At 44.3% G+C, this 12,515-nt stretch carries 13 protein-coding genes; 8 read left to right on the plus strand and 5 right to left on the minus strand.

What is annotated here, in order from left to right:
* Positions 1–20 precede the first annotated feature (20 nt).
* Entirely contained in the window at positions 21–608 is a 588-nt protein-coding gene (locus ACRRSY_RS20780; RefSeq protein WP_432455665.1) for a PEP-CTERM sorting domain-containing protein, read from the minus strand.
* Positions 609–1,338: 730 nt separating this feature from the next.
* A complete protein-coding gene (locus tag ACRRSY_RS20785; RefSeq protein WP_432455664.1) occupies positions 1,339–2,436 on the minus strand; it encodes an extracellular solute-binding protein in 1,098 nt (365 codons plus the stop codon).
* Positions 2,437–2,744: 308 nt separating this feature from the next.
* Between ACRRSY_RS20785 and ACRRSY_RS20790 the strand changes: the two genes are divergently transcribed.
* The 4 genes from ACRRSY_RS20790 to ACRRSY_RS20805 all read left to right on the plus strand — a co-directional run bounded on the left by ACRRSY_RS20790 (position 2,745) and on the right by ACRRSY_RS20805 (position 5,849).
* Positions 2,745–3,104, plus strand: a complete 360-nt coding sequence (locus ACRRSY_RS20790) for a TraR/DksA family transcriptional regulator (RefSeq protein WP_432455663.1) — start codon at positions 2,745–2,747, stop codon at positions 3,102–3,104.
* Between the two features lie 105 nt (positions 3,105–3,209).
* Positions 3,210–4,142: an aspartate carbamoyltransferase gene (gene pyrB, locus ACRRSY_RS20795; RefSeq protein ID WP_432455662.1), complete on the plus strand. Its 933-nt coding sequence runs from the start codon at positions 3,210–3,212 to the stop codon at positions 4,140–4,142.
* Complete coding sequence (pyrI, locus tag ACRRSY_RS20800; protein WP_432455661.1) at positions 4,142–4,600, plus strand: aspartate carbamoyltransferase regulatory subunit; 459 nt, start codon at positions 4,142–4,144, stop codon at positions 4,598–4,600. Before pyrB ends, pyrI begins: the two co-directional genes overlap by 1 nt.
* A 247-nt stretch (positions 4,601–4,847) precedes the next feature.
* On the plus strand, positions 4,848–5,849 hold the full coding sequence (locus ACRRSY_RS20805; protein ID WP_432460334.1) for a DUF2860 family protein: 1,002 nt from the start codon (positions 4,848–4,850) through the stop codon (positions 5,847–5,849).
* A gap of 169 nt (positions 5,850–6,018) precedes the next feature.
* Here the strand turns inward: ACRRSY_RS20805 and ACRRSY_RS20810 are convergent, their stop codons facing one another.
* Complete coding sequence (locus tag ACRRSY_RS20810; RefSeq protein WP_432463940.1) at positions 6,019–6,945, minus strand: exo-alpha-sialidase; 927 nt, start codon at positions 6,943–6,945, stop codon at positions 6,019–6,021.
* Between the two features lie 178 nt (positions 6,946–7,123).
* Between ACRRSY_RS20810 and ACRRSY_RS20815 the strand changes: the two genes are divergently transcribed.
* Both ACRRSY_RS20815 and ACRRSY_RS20820 read left to right on the plus strand, forming a co-directional pair.
* A complete protein-coding gene (locus ACRRSY_RS20815) occupies positions 7,124–7,510 on the plus strand; it encodes a DUF3302 domain-containing protein (RefSeq protein WP_432455658.1) in 387 nt (128 codons plus the stop codon).
* A complete protein-coding gene (locus ACRRSY_RS20820) occupies positions 7,510–8,652 on the plus strand; it encodes an HlyD family secretion protein (protein WP_432463941.1) in 1,143 nt (380 codons plus the stop codon). Before ACRRSY_RS20815 ends, ACRRSY_RS20820 begins: the two co-directional genes overlap by 1 nt.
* A gap of 346 nt (positions 8,653–8,998) precedes the next feature.
* On the opposite strand, the gene ACRRSY_RS20825 is transcribed toward ACRRSY_RS20820, so the two are convergent.
* Positions 8,999–9,631 (minus strand): YceH family protein, encoded by a 633-nt coding sequence (locus ACRRSY_RS20825; RefSeq protein WP_432463942.1) that lies wholly within the window; start codon positions 9,629–9,631, stop codon positions 8,999–9,001.
* Between the two features lie 297 nt (positions 9,632–9,928).
* Here ACRRSY_RS20825 and ACRRSY_RS20830 point away from each other — a divergent pair, with 297 nt between their 5' ends.
* Together ACRRSY_RS20830 and ACRRSY_RS20835 are read left to right on the plus strand one after the other, a co-directional pair.
* Positions 9,929–11,074 (plus strand): GGDEF domain-containing protein, encoded by a 1,146-nt coding sequence (locus tag ACRRSY_RS20830; RefSeq protein WP_432463943.1) that lies wholly within the window; start codon positions 9,929–9,931, stop codon positions 11,072–11,074.
* Between the two features lie 130 nt (positions 11,075–11,204).
* Positions 11,205–11,990 (plus strand): ABC transporter permease, encoded by a 786-nt coding sequence (locus ACRRSY_RS20835; RefSeq protein ID WP_432463944.1) that lies wholly within the window; start codon positions 11,205–11,207, stop codon positions 11,988–11,990.
* Positions 11,991–12,005: 15 nt separating this feature from the next.
* Here the strand turns inward: ACRRSY_RS20835 and ACRRSY_RS20840 are convergent, their stop codons facing one another.
* Positions 12,006–12,440: a GNAT family N-acetyltransferase gene (locus ACRRSY_RS20840; RefSeq protein ID WP_432463945.1), complete on the minus strand. Its 435-nt coding sequence runs from the start codon at positions 12,438–12,440 to the stop codon at positions 12,006–12,008.
* Positions 12,441–12,515 lie beyond the last annotated feature (75 nt).

Raw genomic sequence — 12,515 nt, forward strand, 5'->3', positions numbered from 1 at the left:
TGCAGCGCTCGGTAAACCACTTAATTTTGAAAAGGAAGTCCCCGACGTGTAAATAGCCCAACCATCACCAGCGCAAACAACACTAACGAGCCAGGTTCAGGGACGGAAGTCACGCTAAAGGTCGTTCCGCCAACATAGGTCTGTTCTGCATAGGCATAAACCGTCCATTCGCCGACTTCTAAAATATCGTTGCTAGCAATATAGTCATCACTCCAGTAACTCAATAAACCAGAACCCGAAGCCTGCCAAGTTTCAATATCATCCCAAGCGCTATACATGTAACTGAAAGCTTGCTCAAACCCGCCAAAATACCAATAGAAGGTAATATCGAATAAACCATTAGCAAAACCGCCAGTTCCCTCATCGCTTAAGCGATTTAAGGATTGGAGATCGAAACTCACGGCAGCGCGAATATCATCATCAATGTCGATAACACTTGCCGGACTAGGAACAGCGCCACTACTCGGATCTTGCTGAGGAGTGGGATATCCTCCCAAATACACCACCGGTCCTGCCGGTACACTGGGGTTTTCTGAGGCCGTTATAATCGTGGCCGAAGTATTAAATGTAGTTAAACTGATAAGTAAAAATAAGATGGAAGCCTTCATCGCGGTTTTCCTTTACCAAATAGTGAAAAGCAACAACTCTCATTTGTAATTAGGCAAACATTAAGCCATAAATGATAAGCTCGTCACACTTTCTTTTAACATGCTGTTTTTTAAAACTTTTACTTCAACACTATTATTAATTTGATTACTTATATAAAATTAAGTTTGTAAATTAATTCGACACTATGTTACTAAAACAATATTCCTGTATTTTTTATGACCTATCGCTGTATGTAATTTGCCCTCATTAATGAACTAAAAAAGACCAAACTTTGTCGCAAATTCCTCAGTTTTATCTAGTTAGAATTAAATATTCAGGATATCAATAAAATATCGATACACTGTAAAGTTGGCTGACATCGGCACAGTGAACCCCCAACAACACTCGAGTAAATAACAAGTTGTTGTTATATAAGAGCATTCATAACTAATACCCTGATTTATTTCCACCAACTACTTGCCGTATTCTGCTCAGCAAAAAATATATTGTTCGAGCGACGAGTAACGGTTTAGCTGGCGAGGTCAATTTAGCGTTGAAAAAATAATATAAATTGCGATGAAAGAGGAGCGTCAGAGCAACCAAGCGAATAACGGCAACCACGCGCTCAGAGAGGATAAGCATATTGCAATATGCTCGAGTCAACCTTCTGGCTGTAACCCTTCGCAGGATAAACCACAAAAAATGCCAGCATTTCGCTGGCATAATTTCAATACGGAGTGTTCTGTTTAGTTAACGTCCCGACTTAAACTTGGTCCATAAGCGAGTACGAACCCGTTCAACCTTCGGTGGAACATTGGTAAATCCATAGAGATTTTTAGCCGCGGCTTCGCTTGGGTAAATTCCCTGATGCTGAGCAATTTCAGGATTGATTAAAGCGGTCGCCTTAGTATTTGGATTGGCAAACCACACAAAATCGGTCACCTTGGCGATCACTTCGGGACGTAATATATAGTTGATAAAAGTATGAGCGTTATTCGGGTGACTCGCATCTTTGGGAATAGCAAACATATCAAACCACACACCTGCCCCTTCTTTAGGGATGATATATTCAAGTTCAACGCCATTTTTGGCTTCTTCGGCACGCTCGTCCGCCATTAACACATCGCCCGACCAGCCGATCGCGACACAAATATCGCCACTGGCTAAGTCATTAATATATTGAGAGCTATGAAAATAACGAATACTCGGCCGCAGTTGCGCCATTAGTGTTTCAATCTCCCCTTTATAGTCTGCCATATTGCTGCTACCGGGATCCTTCCCCATATAATTCAGCATCGCCGCAACCACTTCACTGGGCGCATCCAAAAAGGCTATGCCGCACTCGCTCAATTTCGCTGCGATCTGTGGATCAAACACCAGCGACCAACTATTTAAATCAGCATCATCACCTAAAATTTGTTTTACTTTATTCACGTTATAACCAATACCCGTGGTGCCCCACATATAAGGGATGCCATACAGGTTACCCGGATCATAATGTTGTAGCGTGGCTAGAAGTGTCGGGTCCAGATTGCCCCAGTTACTCAGTTTGCTGCGGTCCAGCTTTTGATAAACACCCGCTGTAATTTGCCGACCATAGAAGTCATGAGAGGGGGCGACAATATCAAAGCCAGTGCTTCCCGACAGCAATTTAGCCTCCAACATTTCATTAGAATCAAATACGTCATAAATCACTTTAATACCCGTTTCTTTTTCAAACTCGGAAATTGTGTCCTCGGCAATGTATTCGGTCCAATTGTAAACATTCAGTACTTTCTCTTCTTGAGCCATTACTACATTGGTCACTACAGCAAGTAGTCCAACCAACAGCATGTTTATTTTATTCACTCATGCAATCCTCAATATACGGTGATGCTGACATCACACGTTTGTTTATTCTATAAATGTAGTCTATAAACTGCTTTGATAACTGGCAGAGCCATTTAATCACAGCCTGCCAGATTAAAGCCGCGAGATAGTACTCGTTAATTAATCGAAACCCAAGTGCTAGCTGGCTAACAATTATCCAAAAAAGCGCTTTGAAAAGCCTTTACTAGTCGTTAAAATCGACGATTAACTAAATTTTTGGGTTATATACGTACTAAGTTCGCTTACGTACTCGCGTTTAACACACTAGGAAGAAGACATTCAAAACAATGATTAACGACCAACAAATTGAGACGATTCGTCAACAACTCAGCCAGAAACTAGAGGAAATCCAACTTCGTCTTGAACAAGATAACGAGTTGATTAAAGACAAAAGTGATCTAGGGGATGACGTTGATCGAGCCAATCAAGAAGAGTCTCAACAAATGCAGCTTAATCGTCGCCAACACGACCTTGCTCAAGTAAAAAGCATTAAGGATGCATTACGTCGTATTGAGGAACAAGACTATGGTTTTTGTGAAAGCTGCGGTGAAGACATCAATGCCGCACGACTCAACGCTCGCCCAGAGTCACGCTACTGCATCGACTGCCAAGATTACCGCGAACGTAAAAGTAGCCAATATGCTTAAACAACTACAAATTAATCTTAGAATTAGTCACTAAGATCATATTCACTTGCTCTGCTCGCTGTTATAATTCCGTTCCGATTTCACATCGGATTAGGATCTGCGAGCATGAACAACCCGCTTTATCAAAAGCACATTATCTCCATCCCTGATTTATCCCGTCAGGAACTCGAGTTAATTGTCGACACCGCACAAAACATAAAACAACAACCCCGTCCTGAGTTACTCAAAAATAAAGTTGTTGCTAGCTGTTTTTTTGAAGCCTCAACCCGTACTCGTTTGTCTTTTGAAACCGCAGTGCAACGTTTAGGCGGGAGTGTGATTGGCTTTGCCGATGGTGGTAATACTTCGCTGGGCAAAAAAGGCGAAACCTTAGCGGATTCGGTGAAAGTGATCTCTTCTTATAGCGATGCGTTTTTTATGCGCCACCCCCAAGAGGGAGCCGCTCGCTTAGCCAGTGAATTCTCCAGTGTGCCAGTGGTGAATGGCGGCGATGGTTCTAACCAACACCCCACCCAGACCTTACTCGACTTATTTACCATTTATGAAACGCAAGGGAGTTTAGAAGGCCTTAAAATTGCGTTTGTTGGTGACCTTAAATACGGACGTACGGTACATTCGCTTACCCAAGCCCTGTCCTTATTTGGTTGCGAATTTTACTTTATCGCACCGAAAGCATTGGCCATGCCTGATTACATTACCGAAGAGCTAAATGAGCGCAAAATAAAATATCATTTATATGACAGCATCGAAGAGGTCGTTGGAGAACTGGATATTTTGTATATGACTCGCGTGCAAAAAGAGCGCTTCGATGAGACAGAATACCAGCATATCAAATCCAGCTTTATTCTTCGGGCCAACATGCTTGAACAAGTGCAAGACAACCTCAAGATCTTACACCCGCTGCCCCGAGTCGACGAAATCACCACCGATGTAGATAGTACGCCCTACGCCTACTACTTCCAGCAGGCTGAAAATGGTGTTTATGCTCGCCAAGCTTTACTCGCGCTAATCATGACCAATGAATTTGGAGTTCAATAATGAAGAAAAAACTGCAAGTTGAAGCGATTGCTCACGGCACGGTGATTGACCATGTACCTGCGGGGCAAGGAATTAAAATCCTTAAATTTTTTCAGTTATCGGCGGCCCAAGAACGGATCACGGTGGGCTTAAACTTACCCAGCGGAGAACAACAAAAGAAAGACCTAATTAAAGTTGAAAACACCGTTTTTGATGAAAACCAAGCCAATCAACTAGCCTTATTTGCCCCTCATGCCACCATCAACTTGATTGAAGACTTTGAAGTAGTGCGTAAGTTCCATGTCTCCACTCCGGAACAAATCAAAGCTGTATTTGCCTGCCCGAACAGCAATTGTATCAGCCACAACGAGCCTATCGATAGTCACTTTTATGTTCGTCATAAACAAACAGACATCAAGCTAAAATGTCATTACTGCGAAAAATCCTTCGATCTAAGCCTATTCCCTGAACTGGACTAGATTCAAACCAACCCAGCCACAACATGCGCTAAACCCGGTGTTGTGGCTCGGAATCAGAACACTTTACAAACAACAGCTTATTCGACTAAATATTAAGAAATCCTCAACATACTGCTGTTAATTTACCCAATACCTAAGTTATGCTGTGCTTTGTTTAATCACTGTCAATCGCTCACTTATCAAAAGTTGGCGTCATGAACATAACAAAATGAATTTCTTAAAATTATTTAGCACAAGGACGTAAGCGATGTTGAATCGAGTTAGCAGTATTTTATGCTGTAGTCTGTTACTGAGTTTCGCCGCTGGCGCTCGTCCACTCGCAGAACAAGCTGGATGGTCGGCCACCCTTAATCTCAACTTGGGTTATGTTGGCGGGCAAAGTCAATTTTCCACTGATGATGACAACCAAGTCACTCATGATCTAAATAATAGTGGCCAGAGCACCAATACGCTGATTGCCTATCCTTTGTTACGAGCCTCTTACACCACTGCCGACCTAAAAAATCAGTTTTTTGTGGGTAACAGTAAAGAGAACTTAGGCCGAGCCCAGTTTCAATACGAGTTGGGTTATCGCCGCGCGATCAGCAATAAAAGTCAGTTAACCGTTGCTTATTTCCCAGAGTTGCCATTGATGAATGATACCTGGAGTGATCCTTATATCACTAATGTGGCTCGACAAGAAACTGATGAAAATGTCCAAGGGGGACGACTGCGTTATCAATCCATTGCCGATAGTCCATTTACCCTTGAATATGTTTATGCCAAACGTAGCATTGACAACGAACAAAGTGGGGTCGCCATATTTGGCCAAGGTTCCAGCCAAGCCCAAGCGCTAAATCGCAATGCCAATTTACACCGAGTCATTGGCGAAATGTTTGTGCCACTTTCCAAACAATGGTTTCTGTCTCCAGCCCTGGTCTACACGACGAGCAAAGCGGATGGTAGCGCCAACGATTTTAATAGCTATACCCTGCGTCTAAACAGTGTTTATAAAATTGAGCGTCATTTATTAACGGTCAACCTAGAGTTAGGTCAAACTAAGTATTCTGATGGCAACCCGGTATTTAATATGCAAACTCAAGAGGATGACCGACTCTCCTTATTTGCAATTTACCTCTACCAACGTCCATTTGCTTGGAAGAATGCAATGTTTAATGTCACCGCTGGCTATCAAAATAGCGACTCAAACATTAACTTCTACGACAGTAAAGGCTTCATCACCACCTTTGGTTTTGGTTATACTTTTTAGTGGTACAGCATTGAATGAAGGGCAGCTTTAGCTGCCCTTTGCGATAAGGTTTGCTCATCACTTAGATTCGCAATAAGAACTTTTTATCATGCCGATTGGTACGCCGCCTGGCGTACCAGCAAATACAGCTCAAGCCACTGCTGCAAACATTTACCAAGGGTCTTGGATGTTAGTCTTCGCTTAAATCCAATTCCGCTAAGTAAATTGCGGTCTTATCCTCATGACTGGAGTAATAACTGCAATACAAGGTGTTACCTCGCTGTACTAAACCTGGATAACTGGTATCGCCACCGGAAGGTAAAACTTGCACTTCTTTTAAGCGCCCCTGATCTGCATCAAGCCAACACAAACTGGTACGCACCGGTTGGTATAAACGTAGTGCACAGAGCAACCGCCCATCGTCCAGCTTAAGCATTACCGGACCACCAATTTGTAATGCTAAGTCCTGCCATGTCCATTCCAAATAAGGCGGCTTCGCATAACCCAGTTGAGCGCTTGCGCTATCTTTATCGCGCCTTAATAAACATAGCGCCGAGCCATCATCAAGCAAACTCAAGTCATGCTCATTGGGATAAGCGAGGCCATTTTGTTTAAGGCTAAACAAGGGATCTAAATGAAGCTGATAGTTCCCTTTCGCGTCCATCCGATATAGAACCACCTTATCCAAGCGATAACTATAAGCCACTGCATAGGCGCTATCGGCTAAATAACGGCTACGCCACAACCACATCCCGGCTTCCCCTTGTGGGCTCAACTCCGACCAAATTAACCCGTCATCAGACCAAGCAATATAGCTTTGTAACTGCGATGATAGCTCGTGACGCGCTACACCTGCGCAAGTCAATAACATACGTCCATCCGGGCTCACAACCAATTTAGGGTCTCGTAAATCCAAACCATCCACATGCAGGAAAGCCGCCGGTTCAAAATCGGTTTGCTCAAAACCACGACGTAAGATCCGAATGTCTCCTTGTTCACTAACATGTGCGTTGGCTTCGCGAAAACACAGCCACAGCGAAGTGGCAAATTCACACATATCAGTAAACGCATTATGCTCAGCCTTAGCCCAGACTTGTTCCACCGAAGATAATCTCATGTTGACCTCACCGCGATTAATTCAATATTGAGTAAAATAAGCCTATGATTTTTAGTGTTAATGCAGCTTTTACTTGCAAATTAACCATAGTCTACACAGTTAGTTCAGTTATCGGCTATGATCGTTTAAGCTAAATCAATAGTTTAAGTTGCTCGCAAAAATATCCCGAGGGGGGACTATGTTTTTGGATTTTTTCGCTTTAGGTTTACTGCTTTTTGTCGCGCTTACCCTGTTTTACGGAATTATAGCCATTCATGATATTCCCTATGAAATATCAAAACATCGCAATCACCCCCACCAAGATGCGATCCATGTTGCCGGTTGGGTGAGCCTATTCACGTTGCATGTATTGTGGCCATTTTTATGGATTTGGGCCACGCTGTATCGCGAAGACCGAGGTTGGGGCTTTCAACAAATCGAGCAACGCCAACAAGACTTAGAAAATCAAGAACAGCAACTCGCCTCACGAGAACAGGTGATGGAAGCCGAAATCAGTAAACTCAAACGCCAAGTCGCCATCATCAGTAAGCATGTGCAACAACTAGAACAAGGAGAGAGTCAATAATGGATTTATTGCTTATTCTCACCTATGCGGGCCTATGTATCGCTATTTTTAAGATATTTCGTATTCCGCTCACCAAGTGGACGGTGCCAACCGCAGTATTAGGTGGCATCTTCATCGTTGGGGTATTGATAGTATTGATGAACTATAACCATCCCTACACTACCAACGCCCGACAAATATATACCTCGGTCCCTATCATGCCTCTAGTTCGCGGTAAGGTGATTGAGGTTCCAGTGGAAGTTAATCAGCCGATTCAAGCCGGTGAAATCTTATTTAAACTGGACCCAACACCATTTCAAGCCATCGTTGAACAACGTCAGGCCGAATTGGCCAGTGCCCAACAATTAGTGCCCCAACTCATGGCGCAATGGGCCAGCGCCAAGGCAAATACCACCGCGGCTATCGCCGAGCGAGATCGCAACTTAAAGTCTTATCAACGTTATGCCGAAGGGCGAAAGAAAGGCGGAGCAAATAGCCCCTTCACCGAATTAGAAGTCGAAAACCGCCAACAAGCCTACCTTGCTGCTGAAGCTAAACTACAAGCGGCACAAGCCAACGAAACCATAGCAAAACTCGCCTATGATTCGCAAATCAACGGCGTGAATACTAACGTGGCACGCATTCAGGGGCAGCTCGATAGTGCTTTGTTCGATCTAGAGCAGACGGTGGTCCACGCACCGAGTGATGGCTTTGTTACCCAGGTCGCATTGCGCAAAGGCATGGTGGCCGTACCAATGCCGCTGCGGCCAGTCATGACTTTTATACCCAAGGAACAATCGATGTTTGTGGGCGCCTTTTGGGAAAACTCTATCAAGCGCCTGAAAGCGGGTGATCAAGCTGAGTTTATTGTTACCGCGCTGCCTGGCGTAGTATTTAAAGGCACCGTAAGACAAGTGATGCCAAGCATTGCCGAAGGTGAATTTCAAGCCAACGGAAACTTAAGTGGTGCAGCGGTATTTTTTAAACATAGTCGCAGTTTGGTGATCATCGATCCCGAACCTCGATTCGATGAATATCAACTGCCAATGGGCATTAGCGGCCAAGTCGCCATCTATACCGAGCATTTCCATCATCTCTCAGTGATGCGCAAAGTGCTACTCAGAATGCAAGGTTGGATTAACTACATTTTCCCCTTTCATTAATCGCCAAGGCGTCGCGAACCAAAAGGCCAGCAATATGCTTGGCCTTTCTTATGCCGACGCAGGTCAAGTTCTAGTTTATCGCCCTTTACCAATCTAACTCATTACCGGTTCACTCTTGCTGGCCTTAATCACCACTAACGGCGTTATGTATCTTGTTATTAGAGCCACGAGTTACTGCACTTCATGCCTAGTTATCGGCAGATTTATGCTGCGCAATACGTTGATCGTATAATGAATCAGATTGGTATTACATGCCGTCGCCGTTGAGCATTCAATCCTTCCGTTGTTTTCCAAACTAAAGCTGTTTGAATTCCCAAAAACGAGCCAATGGCAATATAAATAAGCATTACTCTAAGTCTTCAACTCTTCGCTTTAGGGCTGCTAACTCTTGTTTAAGCGCATTTATTTGTTGTTGTAGCTCGCCCTCTGATGAAGTTTCTCGCGTAGGGTCTGGGCTCACCGCCAAGCTAGATTCTCCAGAAAACAAATGCATATAACGCGATTCACGTTTCCCTGGCTCGCGCTCCAATTTAGAAATAAACTTGCCACTCTCATGTTCACTCAACGCCTGTAAATTTTGCTCCACTTCTTGAACACTACTAAAGTTTGCTAAACGCTGGCTGCGAGTACGTAATTCTCCAGGGGTTTGCGGCCCGCGCAAAAACAATAAACAAATAATCGCTCGTTGTTGCTCGCTGAGTTGTAAACCACCAAACTGAGAATTGCAAAAACGATGTTGGTAACGAACCACCCGTCCAGCCATCGGAGCCTCGGTCACTAAACGCAATTGTTGTAATTGAACCACCGCATCTTGCACCTCAGCTTCAGACAAACTCATCACTGGCTCTCGATTACTCTTTTGATTACAAGCTAAGGTTAAAGCATTTAGCGACAGCGGATATTGGTCTGGCGTCGTTGTTTCTTTTTCTAGTAAAGCGCCAATCACACGAGTTTGTTCTAAAGATAAATTTTGTTCCACAGCTCACCTCAATAACATGTTACAGCAGTAGCTTAATGCACTACCGACCCCAGAATACGCCAAACTGAATTGCCAAGCAGCTTAACATGATGCGTTTCGTGGATAACTTCAACTAAACTGAAAAAACTGAAATAGAAAAAGTGCTTTAAAAGTGCTCATTTTTCACGTTTTATTGATATAGATTAGCGTTATCGCCTAGATTCATCGGTATGGTAGCTCTCCGCTTCATATCGAATAATCATGGCTACACTGCTATATCATCGAGCAGTCAATTACAGATAGGCTGGAAAGCAACAAATGGAACCGTTTCGTTGGACCTCTGATTTTGAAACTGGCTTGGAGGAAATAGACAAGCAACATCACCAATTAATCGATCTGATTAATAAAATTGGCAATTTTCTCACTCAAAAACAGATATCAACCGAAGAACTAAGACCATTTACCGTAGAGCTGAATCACTATGTGGTAGAGCACTTCCAAGAAGAAGAACAATTAATGACATTATGCCGAGTCGACCCTCGACATAAAAAAATCCACATTACAGCTCACCGCGAATTTCTTGACGAAATAAATAAATTTGAACATCTAGACAACAGCAACCAGCATGCCCAAGTTAAGCAGCTATTAGACTACCTGATTCAATGGCTGGCTTATCATATTCTCGGCATTGACCAAGAGCTCGCAAAACAAGTGCAATATATCGAAAGCGGTGAACCGCCTGCAGCCGCCTACAGCAAAGCCGCGCAGCCTAAAGATTTGGCAACCGAACCCTTAATTACCGCATTACGTGGTTTATTTCATCAAGTTAGCGTACGCAATCATGAGTTACTCGAACTCAATCAAAACTTAGAAAAAAAAGTACAAGAACGCACCCTCGCCTTGCAAAAAACCAATCAACATTTGCAATCTTTGGCCCATACCGATGTCCTCACGGGTCTGCCCAATCGACGCCATGCAATGATTCAACTCAAAGAATTATGGCAACAATCCTTAACACAACAAAGTCCCTTAGTCTGCATGATGATAGACGCCGACCATTTCAAACAGATTAATGACCAAAAAGGCCATGATGCTGGCGATACAGTATTGATGTTACTCGCGCGCAATTTACGTGAATCGGTCAGAAGTGATGATGTGGTGGCTCGCCTAGGGGGCGATGAGTTCTTACTCATTTGTCCAGACACCGATCAAGACGGCGCCTTAAGGCTCGGGTCTGCGATTCGTCAGCGAGTCGCCAATTTGTCCATCAACCAACAATATAAAATAAGTGTGAGTGTAGGCATCGCCAATCGCAGCTCAGAAATGACCAATCACGAAGCGATGATCAAGGCTGCCGACAAAGCAGTTTATCAAGCCAAAGCCGACGGTAAAAATTGTGTGCGCATGTTCCAACCCAAGCAAGATGAACCTGCAAACAAGGCGCTAAAACAGCAAGCCCAGTAAACCATTCAGCAACCTGAGCCGTCACTATTTCGAGGTAACTCGGCAACGCTACAATATGGATTAAAGGTTGCAGCGAACACCAAGCCGTGTTGAACTTCAATTTTCTCTTGAAGTCTATTTGGGAGCGCCCATGACCATTGATATAAGCTGGCCTGCACTCGCTTTTTTTTCACTGATATTGCTGGTCCCATTGCTCATTAACTGGCATTTTCACTTAGCTTTGGGCAAAGATATGCTCTTGAGCATCTTCAGAATGGTGGCACAGCTCGCTTTACTCGGCGTTTATCTGCAGTTTCTATTTGATTTAGATAAACTTTGGATCAACCTACTCTGGTTAGCGCTGATGCTCATGGTTGGAGCCAGCGCCATCATTGATAAAGCCAAGCTGCCTAAACGAGGTTTATTTTTAGCGGTCACTTGCGGCCTGCTACTCGGTTTAAGCCCAGTGTTATTCATTTTGCTGTTTGGCCTGCTCAAGCCGGATCCCAGCTATAGCGCCCAATACCTGATCCCCCTCGCCGGTATGTTATTAGGCAATAGCCTCAGCGGTAATATTATCGCTCTACAGCGCCTATATAACCGCCTCAGCGAAGCCAAACAAGAATATTATGGCTACCTTGCGCTAGGAGCCAATCGCAGCCAAGCCACTCAAAGCTTTGTGCAATCGGCAATGCAGCAATCCTTCGCCCCCTTGCTAGCCTCCATGAGCACAGTTGGTATCGTGACCCTACCAGGTATGATGACTGGACAAATTTTGGCTGGCAGTGACCCATTGGTCGCGGTGAAATATCAGCTGGTGATTTTAATCGCGATCTTAGTCATGCTCAGTATTTCCGTCTCGACCACCTTAAGTCTGAGCATTCGAACCACCATCAGCCCCTGTGGCCGAGTCAACATCCCCAGTCCCCACGCTTAATCAGCGAGCCAGACTTCACACCTCTGGATTGCTCGAGGCATTAAAGGAAAACATCCGCACCTCGTCACGGGGGAACCAATTCAGGCTTTGATAAAACTGCTGAGCATGTAAGTTATCCAGATGCACAAACAGGTGGGTTTTCGCAATGCCCTGGCACTTGAAGGCCGCAACCACTTGCGCCACTAACTGACGCCCCAAGCCCTGCGAGCGATACGCTTTCGCCACGACTAAGTGTTGTAAATAACCTCTTCTGCCGTCGGTGCCTGCCAATACTGCCCCAACCAACTGCTGCTGCGCCACAGCCACAAAACTTAACCCCGGATTCCGCTGTAAATAAGCCGCAATACTTTGCTCCGAATCAGCATCACGCAAGGTCATCCCTTCGGCCTGCCTCCAAAGCGCCATCACTGCTTGATAATCCGCGGCTCGCATTTCTCGTAATACTGCCATTCAAGCCTCCGTCAACTAAATGAGCATCAATTTAAGCCAAAGTCGCCACTGCAGCCAAAGTGATAAAATAAAAAA

This window comes from Agarivorans sp. QJM3NY_33, assembly GCF_050870865.2.
Lineage (GTDB): Bacteria > Pseudomonadota > Gammaproteobacteria > Enterobacterales > Celerinatantimonadaceae > Agarivorans.